A 19,131-nucleotide genomic window follows, 5' to 3' on the forward strand; every position below is an offset into this window, starting at 1 on the left:
AACAGGCAGATCCCGATCAAATATCGCCATCCATTAGAAGGGAGGGAGTACAGCTTCAGCGACAAGTAGGGCCGCGCTTATTGGCTCGAAGAAAGCCAAGGCCGGCGCTCGCCCTTAAAAAAATGACCGCCACTCAGATACCAACACTTCCTTATTTTTGAAAAATATATTTTCTTATAAAGAGCAGGCCGGAAATACGGGCTTGTTCAACAACTGGATCAGATCACGGCTGCGCGCGATCTATCCTTATTCGTTATATTCAGCAGTTTAGCGGATGAATATCTATTGACTCAAACACCTCGAATGCAATGTATATGTTCTTGATTTCTTTGGATGATATTTTCAAATCTTCTAAAGCCAGATCGAATTTTTCATAATGGGGAAGATAAAAAACAAAGTTAAGCTCTTTAATTTCTCCAGTACTTCCTTTAATTTCATTTAGATATTCCAGATCGCTTGACTCCCAATATCCATCGACATGTTTTTTACTCAAGGAAATATCCATTTTTGTTAATTCAATTCCATTTGTAAAAAACTTAACCGATCTTTCTCCGAACTCTATTTCAAAGGAAATACTGGACTTCATTGTAACCCACACCCATGTCTTTAATCCGTTAAATTTAACGGGTGCTGAGAACACGGAAATATCAACTCCCTCGATATTATCGTTGAATGAAATCAATCTTGTACTGCAAGCATTTCTTTCACTTATCTTTCCCGTGTTAGAAGCCGGCATGTAGTGCTTTCCTTTAAGAGGAACGCAGGAAATTAAGAAAATCGCACTTAACAACAGAATATATTTTTGCATACTCTTCGAATATAACGAGCCTGTAGAAAAACGAATTTCGAAATAATCGTTTTATGGCTCTCATTTTTCTTCGGTTGAGTGAGCGCTATTTAACCATGATTGTTTTACATAATCACCCATTTTGCGTAGACCACAGCCATTTCACGTTGGCGAGTGTGGATAACCCCGTGAATTAGTGAATCGCCCCATATCGCATCAATTTCTCGATGTTATGCACTAAACAGAACATCCGCCATTGCCCCTGGACCTTCTCACGGCCACGGAGCGAGAAGCGATTTAACCGTTTATTGGTGCCGATATTGCCAAACACCGGCTCTACCACCGACATCCGGTGACTGTAGATGGTCTTGCCCGCAATACTGTCCACACGCTTTTTCATCCAGTCGGTCGCCGTGCGGCCGTTGGTCCAGGTGGTGGACACCTGCCGCCCGTGACCGTCTCGGGTGTCGGCGGAGCTGGGATTGCGCATGCACTGGTGTTTCAGGTGGCAGTGGCGACAGTCCGTCAGACGCCCCTCGAAGAACAGCTTGCGCTTGCCCTCGCTTACGCCTTCTTCTCTATAGAGGAGTAGCTCTTTGCCCGCTGGGCAGACACAGGTCTTGCGACGCTTGTCGAACTGGAACTCGCTAGCGGGGATCACCTGCTTCACGCCAATCATCGTATCGCGGTGCCGCTTGCCGTACTTCTCTTTTTGTCTGGCGAAGACTTTGTCGCGGGAGCGGAACTGATTGTCGGGGATAAAGGCATTGATGCCTTCGTCTCTTAGATACTCGTTATTGGCTTCATTGGAGAAGCCGGTATCGGCAGTGACGATCACCTGCTCAGCGAGGATGTTGTTGTGAATACCGGCTCTGCGGTAGCGAGCGGTGAGCCCGTCAAGTACAGGCTTTAAAGTGTGGTGTTCCTGACCCTCGCCGAACGCCTGGGCCTCGACAATAATCTGGTGTTTCTTGTCCACCGCTGCAACGCCGTTGTAGCCCTGGATGGTGCCCTTGCTAGTGGTCATCTTGGCCGACTCATTGTCGGTGATATTACTTTTGACTTCTTTTGGTTGTTTGCCTTGCCCCATCCTTGGGGATGCCGTCTTTAGGAACTGATCAATCTTGTCGAAGTGTTTCTGCAGTGTCTCGGTGGCCTGCGCTAGGCGCTGCTTGCGCTCTCGTTCGGCTGGCTTGCGTCCGTCGAGCTTCTTGTGCTCCTTCAGGCAGTGTCGGATCTTCTTGCGAATCTTGCTCCGCTTCTGTTCCAGCTCCTTGAATGTACCCGAGTGCGCCTTGCTAGCATTGGAGGACATTTTGCAGCCATCGATGGCAAATAGCTCATTGCCTAACAGCCCCTGCTGATCACAGACCATCAGCACCTGCTCAAAGATAGCCTCTATCGCATCGGGGTAGCTACTGACGAAGCTGGCAATACTGGTGAAATGCGGCACTGAGTCACAGGACAGCGCCTTGAAGATGATGTTGTGTTCACACTGCCACTGGATTTCACGGCTGGACGTTATGCCCTTGGAATAAGCAAACAGGATAATTTTCAGGAGAATGGCCGGGTCGTAGGCTGAGCGGCCACCGGCGTCATTCTGGTATTTGTTGTAGAACGCGGATAGATCGATATGATTGTCGATGAGATGGTGGAGGGTAAATTCGAAGGTTCCAGGCTGCAGCTGCTCCTCAAAATTGATTACAACCATCGCGTCCTGGTTGTAGTTATACCGCTTGAAATTTGGCATGGCGGGCATTCCTTTTATGATCCGCCAATTCTATCAAAAAACACTACTTCTACAGAGTTTTTCTACAACCAGAACGCCGCGCACAGGGGCGGCTTACTTTATGCGCGTTTTGCGCGAAAATAGGAGCGCAGCGACTGCGCAAGACGCGCATAAAGTAAGCCGTCCCTTTGCTGCGCATTGTTAGTCTTGATCCATGAGTAGCGCCGGCTTTGTTTCGTATATCGCGGCGCCTGTTTTTGTATCAATGAAAAGTCCAGGTGTGGTGGTGTAATCACCAGTTGTACCCGTAAACAGGGACCCTCTACCAAGTGAGGATGGGAGAACCTTCAGAGCCTCCAGCTCTTTCTCTCGAAGCTGTTTCTCTAAATTGGATTTTTGCGAACGGAGCCTGTCAAGCTCATCAGATTTTAAACCCGAATCGTTTTGAGCCTCATCCAGTTGTTCTTGAACATTGTCTAGAGCTTCTCTCAGTTCATCCTGCTCATTGCTTTTTGTTTTTAGTTCTTCGATTAACTCGAGAATATCCGCCTCAGGTAAAATATCTTTCCACTCTTCGATAGAGTTGACAGCTTGACGCTGTATCACAATGCTAAGTGTTTTTATGTATGAAAAATCTTTACCAAGATCATCATCAGCGTAAGCTCTAGCTCGCTCTAACTGTGCTTCTAGTGTACCCAGATTTGCCAAGATCAAGTTCAAACCACGCACGGCAGATTGTCCGCGTGTAAATATCTGCCCTTTCCTGGAGTTCTCCAACATGTTTTTGCTCAACATGGCACCAGCCAAACCTGCAAATAATGCCATTACTGTTGCCCCAACAGTTTTGGTTAGAGCATCCCCTGATACGATTGACCAATACCCGAAGGTGACTGCAACAAATATGGGAACAATTACATCTGGGCTGAAAATTTGCCCGAGATAAACACCCCATTTCGATAAAAATTTTTTCATACTACTTTTTCCGTAATAAGACTAACGCCCACAGCACGGGCGGCCGGAGCGCAGCGTAGGCCGTCCCGCGGAGGCCCGCAGGGCCGTAGCAAAGTGCCTGTGATTGTTAGCTGCATTATTGGCACCCCATATAGCAGTAACGCTCTTCTAATGCGTACACGCGAAATAGAATATGCTTAGTTTTACAGATATTGGTTTCGCTACCTACATAGTGAGTTTCTTTTGAGCAGTAAGAACTAGTATATTTCTCCCAATCATTTTGCAACTCAGCTTGATATTCTTCCTTTTGAGATAATAGTTTATGCAATTCATCAGATCTTTTTTGAGCCCACTCATAATATGATTGCCAGCACATACTCATATCTCTGTTACCAGATTTTCCAGCACAAAATCTTGAGATTTCTTCAAAGCACTCGATAGCCATATTTGTAGAATCATTGAAGCCACATTCTTTGAAGTTGTTGCCGTCTGAAATTGCACTGTTGTAGGCGCTGCTATCCGCAAATGCTCCGATTGAAAATGTGAATAGAATCATAAAAATTGATATTTTCATTATTTCTCCGTAGGCAGCTAACGCTGAGATAACAGTCCTCGCCGCACAAAAAAATAAACTCGCTCTGAGTTTAGGACGTATTGTATGAACTCTCCGCGAGGAACTGTTCATCGTCTTGTTGTACATGGGCGCCGGCACGATATTGCCGGCCCGCCTCTTTATTAATGGAATTTCCTTTCTGCCGCGAGGGCCACCATCGGTAAGATAGATGGGATGGGCCTCCGCAGGTCTTGCAGTAAAGTACCATAGATGGCCAGTCTGCACTATTGGGAACCGATGCTAATGTGCCGCATACCCTACGGCAACGTTGATAGTCTTCCTTTGCGGCCGCCGCATACAAGCCATAGTACCGAATGGTGTGGAGCCCCTGAGGGGGGACATGTTGAAGTACCCGGCGGATAAACTCCCGGGGCCTCAATTGCTGGAACTTTGTCCGCTTGTCTCGGTGGTCAAGGTAGCTCATCTCAACCACATCAGATTCAACGCGTTTTAGCTGTCGGGGGTCTACCGGCCCTCCTTTGCAGTAGCGTGCCAAATACAGCAACACTCCCTTACCGTGCTCATATCGTTCTTCGATCCGGACACTCCAGGATTTTTTGTACAGGCTGCGATACATCCGCCAAAAGACTTCACGCGTCATATCGGGTGGTAAACGCAGGTCGCCAGACTCAAATGCAGCTTTTACCAGCCCCTGGAGTATGCCTCGATATACCTGGCGAATCACTTTGCTCGGTAGAAGGAAATCGCCTAAATCCTTCCAGCTCCCCTGCTGATCAAGGCCGCCTGCCGTCACTAGGCAGTGCGTATGAGGATGTAAATTAAGTTGCCGGCCCCAGGTATGAAGCGCCATAAGGATGCCTGGCTTCACCCCTCCATGACGCTCTTCAGACAACAGCTGCAGCAGCGTTTTCTGGCTGGCCTGAAAAATGATCTTGGAAAACAGCGCTTCGTTGTAACGCCACAACGAAAGGTATTCATGCGGCAAGGTAAAGATCACATGAAAGTGGGGTATATCAAGTAGTCTTAGCTTTTGCTTTTCAATCCATTCCAGACGCTTTTTCTGCGCACATAAAAAGCAGCTGCGATGGCGGCAAGAGTGATTTATTTCTATCGCGGGATGATTCTTCTTGCACGTATAGTAACTGACGCCCATCTCGCTGGTCCGGCAACGAGTTAACGCATCGATGGCCTTCAGATTCTTTAAAGGCTGTTTTTCCGTTGCTAATTTATCGTGGTACGCAACAAACAAATTTTGTATGGTGCGATCGGACATATCCTTTTGTCCTTTGCTAATATATCTCTGACGCTACCTCTTTGCCGCGCAGCGGCTATGTACAACAGTTTTATTCAGAAGCATGTCTACATCTACACACAGTGTACAGATATAGGCATTTTTTCCTATATCTAGCCATAAATACCCATATATAGCCACCTTAAACTTCGATACTGGTGTCTATATCTACACATTTATCCACCAGCCCTTCTACAATACGGTGCCCCAGACCCAGACTGATGGCGGTGTCGCGGCGGATTACCCAGGCCTTGGCTCTGGCACTCCAACGGCCACCCGCCTGCTTGATCAGCCGGCGCAGTTCTGTTTCTTCGTATGTGATTCTGAGAGCGACCGGCTGGGCCCGCCGGTGCGCGTGCAGGGCATTGTAGGATGTGCGCGCCGGGGCTCGTTCGCGCTCGTCGACGACGATTTCAATTGTGGTCAGAACCTTGGTGCCGCAGTCGGACCGGCGGTAGCGCACGGCGCAGAGACGTTCGCCATAGCGCCGCTGGAATCGCTGAGCGCCCCGCTCGCCTGGGCGCATGGTTTTGATGACTCGCATCTTCCCCCTCCCTGGGATCATGGATTACGGATTTTTTGCTGTCTTACAGCCCGAGCTGGGGCCATATCTCGTCGATCTTTTTTACCACTTCTTCATCGCGCTCGATCGGCCGACCCCACTCCCGGCTGGTTTCACCCTGCCATTTATTCGTGGCATCGAAGCCGATCTTGGAGCCGAGACCGGAGACCGGCGAGGCGAAGTCCAGGTAGTCGATGGGTGTGTTTTCCACCATCACCGTATCGCGCGCCGGGTCCATGCGGGTGGTCATGGCCCAGATAACGTCCTTCCAGTCGCGGGCGTTGACGTCTTCGTCGGTGACTATAACGAATTTTGTGTACATAAACTGGCGCAGGAAAGACCAGACGCCCATCATCACGCGCTTGGCGTGGCCCGGGTACTGTTTTTTCATCGTGACCACGGCGAGGCGGTAGGAGCAGCCCTCCGGCGGCAGGTAGAAGTCGACGATTTCCGGGAACTGTTTCTGCAGTATCGGCACGAAGACCTCGTTCAGGGCTTCTCCCAAGACCGCGGGCTCGTCCGGCGGGCGGCCGGTGTAGGTGCTGTGGTAGATGGGATCCCTGCGGTGCGTGATCTTCTCGACGGTGAAGACCGGGAAGCGGTCCACCTCGTTGTAGTAGCCGGTGTGGTCGCCGTAGGGGCCCTCGTCGGCCATATCGTCCGGGTGGATAAAGCCCTCCAGCACGTATTCGGCGCTGGCGGGCACCTGCAGGTCGCTCAGCGTCGCCTGGACCACTTCGGTCTTGTCGCCCCTGAGCAGGCCGGCGAAGGCGTATTCGGACAAAGTGTCCGGCACCGGCGTCACGGCGCCGAGTATCGTGGCCGGATCGGCGCCGAGGGCGACGGCCACCGGGTAGGGCTGGCCCGGGTGCTTCCGGCACCAGTCGCGGAAATCCAGCGCGCCGCCGCGGTGGGACAGCCAGCGCATGATCAGGCGGTTTTTACCCAGCAATTGCATGCGGTAGATGCCCAGGTTCTGGCGCCTTTTCTCCGGGCCGCGGGTGATCACCAGCGGCCAGGTGACCAGCGGCGCCGCGTCGCCGGGCCAGCAGGTCTGGATCGGCAGCCTGGTCAGGTCCACCTGCTCGCCGCTCAGCTGCACCTGCTGGCACGGGGCCTTGCTCACCACCTTGGGGCCCATGTTCAGCACCTGCTTGAACACCGGCAGCTTCTCCCAGGCGTCACGCAGGTTTTCCGGCGGTTGGGGCTCCTTCAGGAAGGCGAGCAACTCGCCGACTTCGCGCAGCTCGCCGACACTTTCGCGGCCCATGCCGAGCGCCACCCGTTCGGGGGTGCCGAACAGGTTGGCCAGCACCGGGGTGTCGAAGCCGACCGGGTTCTCGAACAGCAGTGCCGGACCGCCGGCGCGCAGCACGCGGTCAGCGATCTCTGTCATTTCGAGTTTTGGATCTACGGGGTGTTGGATACGTTTGAGCAGGCCGCGCTTTTCCAGCAGCTTGATAAAGTCGCGCAGGTCTTTGTATTTCATGCGTTACCGGGCACAGAGAGTGAGTCAGTGCGCAGTGTAAAGCAGCGGAGACAAAATAGGGAATGGCACCCTGTTGTTCAGGGGGCGCTCGGCGGGGGTTGAAAACGGCCCGCAGCGGTTGCGGCGGGCCTTGGAATTTTTAAGCTGCGATGCGCTTAGAAGCGGGGGCGACGCGGACGATCTTCGCGCGGCTTGGCTTCGTTAACACGGATGTTACGGCCAGACAGCGGCTTGTCGTTCATCTCATCGATCGCTTTGCGCGCTTCGTCGTCGTTCGGCATTTCCACGAAACCGAAGCCTTTGGAGCGGCCAGTATCACGGTCGGTGATTACAGTAGCCCGAGAGATTTCTCCGAAAGCACCGAAAGCTTCGTGCAGTTCGTCGGAGGTAACGCCGTAGGCCAGATTTCCAATATAGATATTCACAAAAAAGTCTCACTAGATATGTGGGCTGTCGTGCAGTCACAAATGGATAACCAGCTCCACCAGATCATCCATCTGAGATTGGCCCCTCGATGTGGTGATTCGCATCACCCCGGGCCAATTCGGTCGGGCGTCGTACACTTCCAGCGCCACAATGTGGAACTTTATATGCCTAACGGCGCACCTTTTCAACTGAATTCGGCGCAAAAAAACGTCTTATTCAGAAATCTATACAAAACCGGCGCCCTTATTCGACACCGGTTATAAATGGTAATTATTTCCGTTTCATGGACAGGAAGAACTCGTCGTTGGTCTTGAAGTCCTTCAGCTTGTCGATCAGGAATTCAGTGGCCGCCAGGTCTTCCATATCGTGCAGCAGTTTGCGCAGTATCCAGACCCGCTGCAGCTCGCCTTCCGGCATCAGCAGCTCCTCGCGGCGGGTGCCGGAGCGGCGCACGTTGATGGCCGGGTAGACGCGCTTCTCGGCGATCTTGCGGTCCAGCTGCAGCTCCATATTGCCGGTGCCCTTGAACTCCTCGAAGATGACCTCGTCCATCTTGGAGCCGGTGTCGACCAGCGCGGTGGCGATGATGGACAGGCTGCCGCCCTCCTCGATGTTGCGCGCGGCGCCGAAGAAGCGCTTGGGGCGCTCCAGCGCGTGGGCGTCCACACCGCCGGTCAGCACCTTGCCGGAGCTGGGCACGGTGGTGTTGTAGGCGCGCGCCAAGCGGGTGATGGAGTCCAGCAGTATCACCACGTCCTTCTTGTGTTCCACCAGGCGCTTGGCCTTCTCGATCACCATCTCGGCCACCTGTACGTGGCGCGCCGGCGGCTCGTCGAAGGTGGACGCGACCACTTCACCGCGCACGGAGCGCTGCATCTCGGTCACCTCTTCCGGGCGCTCGTCGATCAGCAGCACGATCAGGTGGCACTCGGGGTTGTTGCGGGTGATGGCCTGGGCCATGTTCTGCAACATGATGGTCTTACCGGCCTTCGGCGGCGCGACGATCAGGCCGCGCTGGCCCTTGCCGATCGGCGCCACCAGGTCGATGATGCGGCCGATCAGGTCCTCGGAGGAACCGTTGCCACATTCGAGCGTCAGGCGGTCGTTGGGGAAGAGCGGGGTCAGGTTTTCGAACAGAATCTTGTTGCGGGCGTTTTCCGGCTTGTCGAAATTGATTTCGCTAACCTTCAGCAGCGCGAAGTAGCGCTCGCCCTCTTTCGGCGGGCGGATCTTGCCGGAGATGGAGTCACCGGTGCGCAGGTTGAAGCGGCGGATCTGACTCGGGGAAACGTAGATATCGTCCGGGCCCGCCAGGTAGGAGGAGTCGGCGGAGCGCAAAAAACCAAAACCGTCTTGAAGGATCTCCAGCACGCCGTCGCCGTATATGTCTTCACCGCTTTTGGCGTGGCGCTTGAGGATGTTGAAGATAATGTCCTGCTTGCGCGAGCGGGCGAGGTTCTCTAGGCCCATGCCCTTGGCGATTTCAATCAGCTCTTCAATGGGTTTGGTTTTTAATTCGGAAAGATTCATACCAATTGCTTTATTAAGGTTTCTGTTGCTACTGGCGCGGACGCGCCGGGAACTATAAGGAGGGGTTTGGAATTTAGGAGTTTGCTCGTGTTCGCCCACATTGCTGTGTCATTGCCTGCCGGCCGCGCAAAAGCCCAGAGGAACTCACTATCTGCTCTGTAAACAACAGGCGGAGCAGCGTTCTTGACGGATAAGTTCTACTCGAGGAGTTTTCGCGCCGAGGAAGGTCAGAGACCGTGCGGAAGGGCGTCTTTGTCAGCTCGTCGTCAGCTCTCTGTTACGACGCGTCTGCGTACTTTCAAGATTACACAGCAGTATAACGGCAGATTGCAAGACTGCAAAGGGAATTTGTTCCCCCTGCAGCCCTCCGCCGTGTTACAGCAGGCCGTCGATGAACTCGGTCAACTGGGCCCGGGACAGGGCGCCGACCTTGGTACCCTCCACATTGCCGCCCTTGAACAGCAGCAGGGTCGGGATGCCGCGCACATTGTACTTGGCCGGAGTCTCCTTGTTCGCGTCCACGTCCACCTTGACGATCTTCAGCTTGTCGCCGTACTGGCCCGCCAGGTCGTCCAGCACCGGAGCGATCATCTTGCAGGGGCCGCACCACTGCGCCCAGAAGTCCACCAGCACCGGGCCCTCGGCCTTGAGGACTTCGGCTTCGAATTCGGCGTCAGTTACGTTGACGATCTCGCTCATATTGCTTTCCTGTTCTCTAGTGTCTCTAAATTAACCGGTACGGTCTCGACCGCAGGCACGGCGCGCCATAATAAGGACTGCCGGTCTCCGCCCGCAAGGCGTTTTGCGCTAGATGGGGCCTGCGCCAGCGGCTTTCAAGGTCCGCGCCGGCCGCCGTCCCTATGGCTGCTCCAGAAATCGCTGCAGGATCTCATCAAGATAGTCGAACCCGAAGGCGCTGGCGGCGATGCGCCGCCGCAGCGGCTGCACCAGCGCCATCGCCTCGAGCGCCGGCCAGTGGCGCTCCAACGCCGCCAGCGGCAGGCCGGTGTAGCGGCCGAAGGTATCGATCGGCACCCCGTCCACCAGGCGCAGCGCATTCATCAGGAACTCCAGCGGCAGGTCGCCGCGCTCGATATCGTCGCAGCGGGGCGGCGCCAGCTCGCCGTGGATCAGTTCGGCACCGTCCGCGGCACCGGACAAATAGTGCCGCGGCGCGCGGGTGCGGCGGCTGCGCAGTATCCGCCCCTCTCCCTGCGCCGAGGACTCCTCGGGCAGCGTCACCTTGCCGTGGGCGCCGGCGCCTATGCCCAGATAGTCGCCGAAGGACCAGTAGTTCAGGTTGTGGCGCGACGCCAGCCCGGCGCGGCTGTAGGCGGACACCTCGTAGCGGGCGTAGCCCTCGGCGGCCAGATACTCGCGCCCGCTGGCCTGCATGCTCGCGATCAGCTTGGATCCGGGCGTGACCGGCGGCGCGCTGTAGAAGGCGGTGTTGGGCTCTATCGTGAGCTGGTACCAGGAGATGTGCTCCGGCGCCAGCGCCACCGCGCGCCGCAGGTCATTCAGCGCCTCGTCTTCCGTCTGCTGCGGCAGACCGTGCATCAGGTCCAGGTTGATATTGTCGAAGCCGGCGCGGCGCGCCATGCCCAGCGCCGCGGCGGCCTCCTCGCCGGAGTGGATGCGGCCCAGGTTCTCGAGCTGGCGCGGGTCGAAGCTCTGCACGCCGATGGACAGGCGGTTGACGCCGGCGGCGCGGTAGCCGGAAAACTTGGCCTGCTCGAAGGTGCCGGGATTGGCCTCCAGGGTGATCTCGATATCCGTCTCGAAGCCGATCAGCCGCTCCGCCGCCTCGAGAATCGCGCCTATGGCCGCCGGCGAGAAGAGGCTCGGCGTGCCGCCGCCGAAAAAGATGGAGCCCAGCCTGCGCCCCTGCACCCAGGGCAACTGGCTGCGCAGGTCGCGCCGCAGCTGCGCCACATACTCCACTTCCGGCAGGCCGTAGCCGGACGAGTGGGGGCCGGCGGCCCCGTGCGCACTCACCGCGCCAGCGGCCGCGTGGGAATTGAAGTCGCAGTAGGGGCACTTGCGCACACACCAGGGGATATGCACATAGAGGCTGAGCGGGGGCAGCTGCAACCGCGGGGCCGCGTCAGACAAGGGCGGCACCACCCTGCATCTGCTCGCGCCACAGGGCGGCGAACTGCCGCACCGCCTGGGCGCGGTGGCTGAGGCGGTTTTTTACTTCCCGCGGCAGCTGCGCGGAGGTCATGGCTTCCGCCTCGACGAAGAACAGCGGGTCGTAGCCGAAACCCTGCTCGCCGGCGGGCTGGCGCAGTATACGCCCGCGCCACTGCGCGCTGCACACCAGCGGCACCGGGTCGTCGCCGCGGCGCACGAACGCCAGCGCGCAGTGAAAGCTGGCCCCGCGCCGCTCGTCCGGCACCGCCTCCAGGGCCTCGAGCAGCTTGCGGTTGTTGTCGGCATCGGTGGCCGCCACTCCTGCGTAGCGCGCCGAGTAGATACCCGGCGCGCCGCCGAGGGCGTCCACCGCCAGGCCGGAGTCGTCCGCCAGCGCCGGCAGACCGCTGATGCGGCTGGCGTGGCGCGCCTTGAGCAGCGCGTTCTCGATAAAGCTGAGCCCCGTCTCCTCGGCCTCAGGCACATCGAACGCCGACTGGGGCACCACTTCGATATCCCAGCCCGCAAACAGCTGGGCAAATTCCCTGAGCTTGCCGGCGTTGCCGCTGGCCAGTACGATTTTTTTTGACATAGTCGACTACGAAAAAACGGGCCTTCCGGCCCGCGCTGGGTTGTTACATTGCCGGCAGGTGGCGCGAGCCCGCCACCCCCTGCGGGTCGCCGGGCCGCACACGGCGCCACGCGCTATAGGCGCGCGGCTCAGTCTTTCTCCAGCTTGCGCCGGAAGCTGATGGTCTCGCTCCTGCCGTTGGGCAGTTTCACATCGACCCTGAAGGTCAGGGTTTCCTCGTCCTCGAAGCGCAGCGGCGCCAGGTAGTAGACGGCGTCGCCCTCGCGGATCTCGAGAAATTTCAGCGGCCGCGACTGCTGGATCAGGTTGGTGGCGGTGCCGGATATCTCGGAACTGAGACCGTGCTTGCCGCCCGCCTTCTCCACCACCGATACGTTGACGAAGACCCGGTCCTTGGCGCGCACCAGCTGGTACTGCTGCGCAATTTCCGGCTTGATAAATTCGCTGTTGAACACCGAATAGATCACCCGGTAGTCGCCGAAGTCCTGGTGACTCTTGATCACCTTGGCCTCCTGCGCGGCGGCGCTGGCCGCCCAGAAGAGCAGTGCGATGGTGGTCACAGCGGTCAGAATGCGTTTCACGGTTCGCCTCCTTCGTTGCCGGTATGCGCCCGCGGCAAATATCCACAGTTCCAGCTGGCGCGTTTTTACTCTGCTCAATTAAGTCTAGCGAGTGAGATGGTAGATTGCCGTCTCTCCGAACAGATTGGGTAGAAGATCCTTGAAAATCCGGCCCACTTTGGTCTCGGATACTACCTGGCGGTGCAGAATAGTCCAATTGTTGTCGCGGCAGAGCACTTCGAAATCGCGGAAAGTACAAAAGTGAATATTGGGCGTGTCGTACCATTCGTACGGCAATAAGTCCGATACCGGCATGCGCCCGGAAAACGCCAGGTGCCAGCGCGCCTTCCACTGGCCGAAGTTGGGGAAGGTGATGATGCACTCGCGCCCGACACGCAGCATCTCCCGCACCACCAGGTGCGGCTGGCGCAGCGTCTGCAGCGCCTGGGTCATGACCACGGTATCGAAGCTGTCGTCGGCGAAGTTGCCCAGCCCCTTGTCCAGGTTCTGCTCCACCACGCTGACGCCGCGCGCGATGCAGCGCTCTATCTGCTCGGGATCTATCTCCAGACCGTAGCCGCTGACCCGCTTGTTCCTGCCCAGCTGCTCGAGCAGTTCACCGTCACCGCAGCCCAGGTCGAGCACGCGGGTCTGCGGGGCTATCCAGTCCTGGATCACATCCAGATCGATACGCATTCAGCGGCCCTCCACTTCTCTGGCCACACCATTCATATAGGCGCCGAAGACCCGCTGGTAGCGCTCGTTCGGCAGCAGGAAGGCATCGTGGCCCATGGCGGACTCTATCTCGGCGTAGCTGACCGGCACATTGGCGTGCATCAGCGCATCGGCGATCTCCCGCGAGCGCGCCGGGGCGAAACGCCAGTCGGAGGTGAAGGAGATCAGCAGGAATTTGCATCTGGCGTGAGAGAAGGCCGCCACCGGGTCGTCGTTGTACTCGCGCGCCAGGTCGAAATAGTCCAGCGCGCGGGTCATCAGGATGTAGGTGTTGGGGTCGAAGCTGTTGGAGAAGGTGTCGCCCTGGTAGCGCAGGTAGCTCTGCACCTGAAACTCCACCTGCTCCTCGACGCCCCGTTCGAAGGTGCCGGAGCGCAGCTCGCGGCCGAATTTTTTGCCCAGACCGTCGTCGGAAAGATAGGTGATGTGACCGATCATACGCGCCACCGCCAGGCCGCGGCGCGGCAGCACACCCTGCTCCAGGTAGCGGCCGCCGCGGAAATCCGGGTCCGAGGTGATCGCCTGGCGCGCCGTCTCGTTGAAGGCGATATTCTGCGCCGACAGTTTCATCGCCGAGGCGATGACCACGCAGTGGCGCAGCCGCTGCGGGTACTCCAGCGACCAGCGCATCGCCTGCATGCCGCCGAGGCTGCCACCGATCACCGCGGCCCACTGCTCTATGCCGAGCAGGTCCGCGAGCCGCGCCTGGCTGTGCACCCAATCCCGCACGCGCAGCGGCGGGAAGTCCGGCCCCCAGGGCTTGCCGGTTTCCGGGTTGATCGACGCGGGGCCGGTGGAGCCGTGGCAGCCGCCCAGGTTGTTCAGCGACACGACGAAAAACTTGTTTGTGTCGATCGGCTTGCCGGGGCCGATATAGTGGTCCCACCAGCCGGGGCGCCTGTCCCCGGGCCTGTGGCGCCCGGCGGCGTGGTGGTGGCCGGACAGCGCGTGGCAGATCAGCACCGCGTTGCTCCGCGCCGAATTCAGTTCGCCGTAGGTCTCGTAGACCAGCGTGTAGTCCTTCAGCCTGCGCCCGCAGGCGAGTTCCAGCTGCTCGCTAAAGGTGTGACTCTGCGGCGTGACGATACCGACGGAACCTGGCTCGGCGATATCGCGCGCGGGTGGCGGTGAAACTTTTTCCGTGGACAAGGCAGTCAAGGCTTCCGGATCGATCGGCAGTAAACGGATGGGAGACCGGCAAGTTTACGGGAGCGGCGCGGCGGAATACAAATCAGGTCCCGCCTGGCCGCCCCCAAGGGCCACATCCGCCACCGCGCGCCGATCTTAAGCCGGGGCCTTTTTCAGCGGGGTGACATTGTCGGGTTTTGGCGCCGGTGCCAGCGGCTGCGGGGCGCTGCTGCTCTGGCGCAGCAGCTCCTCGAGCGATGCCAGGGCGCTGTCGTTGCGCAGAATCTCCTCTTCCAGCGCGCGCAGGTCGGTGCGCTTGCTCTGCGTCTTCTGCTTCAGCTCCGTGAGCTTGATCAGGTGCCGGTTCAACAGGTGCTTCTGGTACTGCGCATGCTGCTTGAGCGGCTCCAGCGCCTGTTCCAGCCAGGCGTCGATGGCGGAGATCATCTGGCTGTAGAGGCGCCCCACCTCGCTGGCGAGTGTCCCCATAAAGCGTTCGGTGAGGCGGTTGCGGCGCGCCAGCAGCAGTTGCGGCGAGCGGCGCAGCTGCGCCGCCTGGCGGTGCAGGCCGCGCAGCGCGACGCGGAAGCTGTGGATACTGAAGTGCTGCTCGCTGGCATCCAGGTTGTTTAGGGAGGAGCGCTCGAAAATCGCGTCCACCAGGCGGTTGGCCTGATCCACTTCGCGCTTCAGGTTGGCCAGCTGGTGGTCCACCCCCTCCATAAAGTTGTCGATGGCCCTGGCCATGCCCAGCGGTGTCCAGCGCTCGTGCAGGGCGCGGCTGGTATCGTCGATCAGCAGCTGCAGCTGCTGGCTTGAAACCGGCGCCAGCAGCGAGGCGCGCTGGCGCGCGAGCATGCGCTGGCTGGACTTCAGAGTCAGCAGCTCCTGGTGACAGAGTTTGTGCTGCTCGCGCACCGTCTGCTGCAGCTGCGCCAGCTCCGCCAGTTGGTCGCCATTGGCAACGCTGTTGCGCTGCAGGTGCGCCAGTGCCGCGCGGCCGCTGTTCAGGCGGCGCTTGAGCAGGTCGCGGGTGTCCGCCATCAGGGTCAGGGCCTGGTGCAGCGAGCGGTGCTCGGCCACCTTCTGGCGGTGTTCCAACAGGCGCTGTACCAGCAGATTCTCGAATTCGGCGAAGCGGCTCATCTGCAGCAGCTCCGGATCCCGCTGCGCGCGCGCCAGCAGCGCCTTCTTCGCCGACACGCCGATAACACTCTCCTGCGGCAGCGCCAGCAGTTTGGCCACCTGGGCGCGCATGCGCCGCAGCAGCAGGCCGGCGTCCTCTTCCGGGTCGTCCCAGAGGGCGTCGACCTTGTTCAGCAGCGCCATCACCGCGGTGCCGCGGTGTTCGCGCAGCGGTACCAGGTGCGTCTCCCACATGTTCAGGTCGGTGCCGCTGACGCCGGCGTCGGCGGCCAGCAGGAAGGCCACCGCCTGGGCGCTGGGCAGGGTCGACAGCGTCAGTTCCGGCTCGTTGCCGAGCGCGTTCAATCCCGGCGTGTCGATAATGCGCAGCCCCTGGGCCAGCAGCGGGTGCGGCAGGCAGAGAAGCGCGTAGCGCCAGGCCGGTATCTCCACCAGCTTGCCCTTGCCGTCCAGGTGGCGGCGGTCGAAACCGTAGCGGGCCGCCTCTTCCGGCGTCACCGATTTGCTCGCGGCGACCCGCATCAGCGCCTCGCGGGTGGCCTCGGCGTCCTCGGCGTTGAACTCGTGGGTGACCCACTTCTGCGGTATGCGGCGGAAGCTCTCCAGGCTGGTGTTGGTGGCCAGGGTCTCGATCGGCAGCAGGCGCAGGCAGGCCTGTTCGCCGCCGTCGCTGAAGATCTCCGTCGGGCACATGGTGGTGCGCCCGGGCCTGGACGGCAGCAGCCGCTTGCCGTAGGTGTCCGACAGCAGCGCGTTGATCAGCTCCGTCTTGCCGCGCGAGAACTCGCCCACGAGCGCCAGCGTAAACTGGTCTTCCGCGAGCAGTGCCCGCGCCTGCTGCACCACCTGGCGGGCGCCGGCGGAATTGGGGAAATGCTCCTGAAGCCAGGTGTTGAAGGCGGCGAACTGGCGGTCCAGTGCCTTTTTCCAGCGGTCGTAGTCGGCGATATGCTGGCGCAAGATGGCGTCTTCCATGTCTGATGTTCTTGTTTTACTGCACAGCGAAATTTGAGCCGGGCATTGTCGGCCAAGTGCGGGGATTATAGAAGCGCCGGGCCGCAATTATTGCGACCCAGTGCTCGGGAATAGAAGCTGTTTCATAACTACTGCGCGGGCGCCTGGCGGCGTCCGGCGGTGCTCGGCATCCTCATGTACTACTTGTACACTGCGGTGCCTCCGCTCCGGCGGCCACCACCAGCCACCCGCTCGCTACGTTATGAAACAGCTAGGAAGGCGCTGCATCAGAAGCCCGGGATATGCCAGAAGAGGCTGTAGACGAAGGCGGGCATATTGGCCATCTGCGCGAAGCCGAACAGCAGCTTGTCCGCCACCGCCAGCAGGATAAACACGAAGATCGGGCTGATATCGATCACCCCCAGCGGCGGGATCAGGCGGCGTACCGGCGCGCAGAAGGGCTCCAGCAGTTGGCGCAGCAGCATCAGCGCCGGGTGGCCGCTGTGCGGCGCTATCCAGCTGAACACGATGGAGATCAGCATGCCGACGAAGACGATCGCGATCACCGTCATGGCGCAGCCGATCAGCGACCACAGCAGCGCGCTGAGCGGGTTGAACAGGCCGGCGCCGGCGAGCAGGCCGCAGCCGATGATCATCACCAGCCCCACCAGCAGCGCCAGCACCAGCGACGCCATATCGATGCCGAACAGCCCCGGGATCACCTTGCGCAGCGGCAGCAGCAGCGGATTGGTTATTTTCACGATGCCCTGGGAGATGGGGTTGTAGAAGTCCGCCCGCGCCAGCTGCAACAGGAAGCGCATCAGCACCGCGAACAGGAACAGAATGCCCAGGGTGGCCAACAGGAAAACGCCGATATTGCTGAAAGTGCCCGCCATTATTTATCCCTAATCAGTGTTTCACGGGGCGGATGTGCATGCCGCGGCCACCCCGGGGTTCGTCAGTTGTCCAGTTCCTTCGCCATCTCCGCCGCGCGCGCGGCGCAGTCGCCCATGGCCTGCTCCACCAGCTGCGGCAGGCCGCCGCGCTGGAAGCGCTGTATCGCGCGCTCGGTGGTGCCGTTCGGGGACATCACATTGCGCTTCAGCTGCGCCACGTCGACATCGCTGGCTGCGGCCAGTTTCGCCGCCCCCAGGGCGGTTTGCAAGGTGAGGCGCTCGGCGTCGGCGCGCGCCATGCCGGCCTTCTCGGCGGCGTCGATCATCGACTCCATAAACTGGAAAAAATAGGCCGGCCCGGAGCCGGACACGGCGATCACCCGGTCGATCCCGGACTCCTCTTCGACCCAGAAGGCGATGCCCACCGCCTCCGCCATCTGCTCGGCGATCTTCCGCTGCGCCTCGCCGACATCCCCGCCGGCGTAGAGACCGGTCACGCCGGTGCCCACCAGCGCCGGGGTGTTCGGCATGGCGCGCACTATCGGCACGCCGGCGCCCAGCCAGCGCCGGTAGGCGGCCAGCGGTATGCCCGCGGCCAGAGTGATCACCAGGGGTTTGCGATCGCTCACTATCGGTGCCAGCGACTCGCACAGCGCCTTCATCCCCTGCGGCTTGACCGACAGCACCAGTACATCGGCCTCCGCCACCGCGGCGGCGTTGTCCGTGCTCACGCGCACACCGGTGCGCGCGGCGAAATCCCGCAACTTCTGCGCGTTGCGTCCGGTGGCGACGATCCGCTCCGCCGGATAGCCGCTCGCCACCAGGCCGCCGATCACCGCACCGGCCATATTGCCGGCGCCGCCGATAAATACCATCTTGGGTTCAGTCACTGCTTCTTCTCCCTCTCGCCGAAAATATCGGTGCCGATTCGCACGATGGTCGCACCGCAGGCTATGGCCGCCTCCATATCGCCGGACATGCCCATGGACAGGGTGTCCAGCGGCTGCCCCGGCAGCTGTTCGCGCAGCTGTTGCAGCAACTGCGCCAGCCGCTCGAAGGGGCGGTGCTGCTCCACCTCCCGCGGCGCCGGTATGGCCATCAGACCGCGCAGATGGAGATTCGGCAGTTCCGCCACCGCCGCCGCCAGTGCCAGCAGCTCGTCCGGGCTTGCGCCGGACTTGCTCTCCTCCGCATCTATGTTGACCTGCAGGCAGATATTCAGCGGCGCCCTGCCCGCGGGGCGCTGTGCCGACAGGCGCTGGGCGATTTTCAACCGATCGACACTGTGCACCCAGTCGAAGGCCTCGGCCGCAGCGCGGGTCTTGTTCGACTGCAGTGGACCTATGAAGTGCCAGCAGATATCCAGGTCCGCCAGCGCCTCGCGCTTCTGCAGCGCCTCCTGCAGGTAGTTCTCGCCGAAGTGGCGCTGGCCCGCGCCGTAGGCCGCGCGCAGATCCTCCGGCGGGCGTGTCTTGGAGACCGCGAGCAGGGTCACGGCCGCCGGATCGCGACCGCAGGCGGCGCAGCTTGTGACGATCCGCTCACGCACGAGATTCAGGTTTTCGACGATGGTCCCTTTGCGCATATACTAGCCCGATACCAGAAAGGGGCCGATTCTACGCAAATCCCCCGAGAACAATAAGGT

Annotated in this window: 19 protein-coding genes and 1 other RNA gene; 1 reads left to right on the plus strand and 19 read right to left on the minus strand. The window is 59.4% G+C overall.

What is annotated here, in order from left to right:
• Positions 1-259 precede the first annotated feature (259 nt).
• The 16 genes from ACXAF3_RS00005 to ACXAF3_RS00080 all read right to left on the minus strand — a co-directional run bounded on the left by ACXAF3_RS00005 (position 260) and on the right by ACXAF3_RS00080 (position 16,611).
• On the minus strand, positions 260-736 hold the full coding sequence (locus ACXAF3_RS00005) for a hypothetical protein (protein ID WP_475110248.1): 477 nt from the start codon (positions 734-736) through the stop codon (positions 260-262).
• Positions 737-980: 244 nt separating this feature from the next.
• Positions 981-2,537: a transposase gene (locus ACXAF3_RS00010; protein ID WP_475110249.1), complete on the minus strand. Its 1,557-nt coding sequence runs from the start codon at positions 2,535-2,537 to the stop codon at positions 981-983.
• A gap of 180 nt (positions 2,538-2,717) precedes the next feature.
• Complete coding sequence (locus tag ACXAF3_RS00015; protein WP_475110250.1) at positions 2,718-3,488, minus strand: hypothetical protein; 771 nt, start codon at positions 3,486-3,488, stop codon at positions 2,718-2,720.
• 115 nt (positions 3,489-3,603) lie between these two features.
• Entirely contained in the window at positions 3,604-4,041 is a 438-nt protein-coding gene (locus ACXAF3_RS00020) for a hypothetical protein (RefSeq protein ID WP_475110251.1), read from the minus strand.
• A gap of 70 nt (positions 4,042-4,111) precedes the next feature.
• The gene (locus tag ACXAF3_RS00025; RefSeq protein ID WP_475110252.1) at positions 4,112-5,314 is read right to left on the minus strand and encodes an IS91 family transposase; all 1,203 of its coding nucleotides are present in this window, start codon (positions 5,312-5,314) and stop codon (positions 4,112-4,114) included.
• 160 nt (positions 5,315-5,474) lie between these two features.
• Positions 5,475-5,876, minus strand: coding sequence for a hypothetical protein (locus tag ACXAF3_RS00030; protein WP_475110253.1), 402 nt, complete (start codon positions 5,874-5,876; stop codon positions 5,475-5,477).
• Positions 5,877-5,919: 43 nt separating this feature from the next.
• The gene (gene ubiD / locus ACXAF3_RS00035; RefSeq protein ID WP_475110254.1) at positions 5,920-7,383 is read right to left on the minus strand and encodes a 4-hydroxy-3-polyprenylbenzoate decarboxylase; all 1,464 of its coding nucleotides are present in this window, start codon (positions 7,381-7,383) and stop codon (positions 5,920-5,922) included.
• A gap of 155 nt (positions 7,384-7,538) precedes the next feature.
• The gene (locus ACXAF3_RS00040; RefSeq protein WP_475110255.1) at positions 7,539-7,808 is read right to left on the minus strand and encodes an RNA recognition motif domain-containing protein; all 270 of its coding nucleotides are present in this window, start codon (positions 7,806-7,808) and stop codon (positions 7,539-7,541) included.
• A 271-nt stretch (positions 7,809-8,079) separates the two neighbouring features.
• On the minus strand, positions 8,080-9,339 hold the full coding sequence (gene rho, locus ACXAF3_RS00045; RefSeq protein ID WP_475110256.1) for a transcription termination factor Rho: 1,260 nt from the start codon (positions 9,337-9,339) through the stop codon (positions 8,080-8,082).
• A gap of 375 nt (positions 9,340-9,714) precedes the next feature.
• The gene (gene trxA, locus ACXAF3_RS00050; RefSeq protein WP_475110257.1) at positions 9,715-10,038 is read right to left on the minus strand and encodes a thioredoxin TrxA; all 324 of its coding nucleotides are present in this window, start codon (positions 10,036-10,038) and stop codon (positions 9,715-9,717) included.
• Between the two features lie 159 nt (positions 10,039-10,197).
• Positions 10,198-11,454, minus strand: coding sequence for a radical SAM family heme chaperone HemW (gene hemW / locus ACXAF3_RS00055; protein WP_475110258.1), 1,257 nt, complete (start codon positions 11,452-11,454; stop codon positions 10,198-10,200).
• Positions 11,447-12,067: an RdgB/HAM1 family non-canonical purine NTP pyrophosphatase gene (rdgB, locus tag ACXAF3_RS00060; RefSeq protein ID WP_475110259.1), complete on the minus strand. Its 621-nt coding sequence runs from the start codon at positions 12,065-12,067 to the stop codon at positions 11,447-11,449. Before rdgB ends, hemW begins: the two co-directional genes overlap by 8 nt.
• 128 nt (positions 12,068-12,195) lie before the next feature.
• The gene (locus ACXAF3_RS00065) at positions 12,196-12,648 is read right to left on the minus strand and encodes a DUF4426 domain-containing protein (RefSeq protein ID WP_475110260.1); all 453 of its coding nucleotides are present in this window, start codon (positions 12,646-12,648) and stop codon (positions 12,196-12,198) included.
• A gap of 84 nt (positions 12,649-12,732) precedes the next feature.
• A complete protein-coding gene (gene metW / locus ACXAF3_RS00070) occupies positions 12,733-13,323 on the minus strand; it encodes a methionine biosynthesis protein MetW (RefSeq protein WP_475110261.1) in 591 nt (196 codons plus the stop codon).
• Positions 13,324-14,472, minus strand: a complete 1,149-nt coding sequence (metX, locus tag ACXAF3_RS00075; RefSeq protein ID WP_475110569.1) for a homoserine O-succinyltransferase MetX — start codon at positions 14,470-14,472, stop codon at positions 13,324-13,326.
• A 174-nt stretch (positions 14,473-14,646) separates the two neighbouring features.
• The gene (locus ACXAF3_RS00080) at positions 14,647-16,611 is read right to left on the minus strand and encodes a dynamin family protein (protein WP_475110262.1); all 1,965 of its coding nucleotides are present in this window, start codon (positions 16,609-16,611) and stop codon (positions 14,647-14,649) included.
• Positions 16,612-16,785: 174 nt separating this feature from the next.
• Here ACXAF3_RS00080 and ACXAF3_RS00085 point away from each other — a divergent pair.
• A non-coding RNA gene (locus tag ACXAF3_RS00085) (sX9 sRNA) lies at positions 16,786-16,863 on the plus strand.
• A gap of 14 nt (positions 16,864-16,877) precedes the next feature.
• Here the strand turns inward: ACXAF3_RS00085 and ACXAF3_RS00090 are convergent.
• From ACXAF3_RS00090 to ACXAF3_RS00100, 3 genes are all read right to left on the minus strand, one after another.
• Positions 16,878-17,486 carry a YggT family protein gene (locus tag ACXAF3_RS00090; RefSeq protein ID WP_475110263.1) on the minus strand — a complete coding sequence of 203 codons (609 nt, stop codon included), beginning with the start codon at positions 17,484-17,486 and terminating at the stop codon, positions 16,878-16,880.
• 62 nt (positions 17,487-17,548) lie between these two features.
• Entirely contained in the window at positions 17,549-18,376 is an 828-nt protein-coding gene (gene proC / locus ACXAF3_RS00095; protein ID WP_475110264.1) for a pyrroline-5-carboxylate reductase, read from the minus strand.
• Positions 18,373-19,071, minus strand: a complete 699-nt coding sequence (locus ACXAF3_RS00100; protein ID WP_475110265.1) for a YggS family pyridoxal phosphate-dependent enzyme — start codon at positions 19,069-19,071, stop codon at positions 18,373-18,375. Before ACXAF3_RS00100 ends, proC begins: the two co-directional genes overlap by 4 nt.
• Between the last annotated feature and the right edge of the window lie 60 nt (positions 19,072-19,131).

The organism is Microbulbifer sp. ABF4_143, assembly GCF_056160225.1.

Coding starts and splice junctions, on each gene's coding strand:
- ACXAF3_RS00005 (WP_475110248.1), bottom strand. CDS start 736: ATGCCGGCTTCTAACACGGGAAAGATAAGTGAAAGAAATGCTTGCAGT.
- ACXAF3_RS00010 (WP_475110249.1), bottom strand. CDS start 2,537: ATGCCAAATTTCAAGCGGTATAACTACAACCAGGACGCGATGGTTGTA.
- ACXAF3_RS00015 (WP_475110250.1), bottom strand. CDS start 3,488: ATGAAAAAATTTTTATCGAAATGGGGTGTTTATCTCGGGCAAATTTTC.
- ACXAF3_RS00020 (WP_475110251.1), bottom strand. CDS start 4,041: ATGAAAATATCAATTTTTATGATTCTATTCACATTTTCAATCGGAGCA.
- ACXAF3_RS00025 (WP_475110252.1), bottom strand. CDS start 5,314: ATGTCCGATCGCACCATACAAAATTTGTTTGTTGCGTACCACGATAAA.
- ACXAF3_RS00030 (WP_475110253.1), bottom strand. CDS start 5,876: ATGCGAGTCATCAAAACCATGCGCCCAGGCGAGCGGGGCGCTCAGCGA.
- ubiD (WP_475110254.1), bottom strand. CDS start 7,383: ATGAAATACAAAGACCTGCGCGACTTTATCAAGCTGCTGGAAAAGCGC.
- rho (WP_475110256.1), bottom strand. CDS start 9,339: ATGAATCTTTCCGAATTAAAAACCAAACCCATTGAAGAGCTGATTGAA.
- trxA (WP_475110257.1), bottom strand. CDS start 10,038: ATGAGCGAGATCGTCAACGTAACTGACGCCGAATTCGAAGCCGAAGTC.
- rdgB (WP_475110259.1), bottom strand. CDS start 12,067: ATGTCAAAAAAAATCGTACTGGCCAGCGGCAACGCCGGCAAGCTCAGG.
- metW (WP_475110261.1), bottom strand. CDS start 13,323: ATGCGTATCGATCTGGATGTGATCCAGGACTGGATAGCCCCGCAGACC.
- ACXAF3_RS00080 (WP_475110262.1), bottom strand. CDS start 16,611: ATGGAAGACGCCATCTTGCGCCAGCATATCGCCGACTACGACCGCTGG.
- ACXAF3_RS00090 (WP_475110263.1), bottom strand. CDS start 17,486: ATGGCGGGCACTTTCAGCAATATCGGCGTTTTCCTGTTGGCCACCCTG.
- ACXAF3_RS00100 (WP_475110265.1), bottom strand. CDS start 19,071: ATGCGCAAAGGGACCATCGTCGAAAACCTGAATCTCGTGCGTGAGCGG.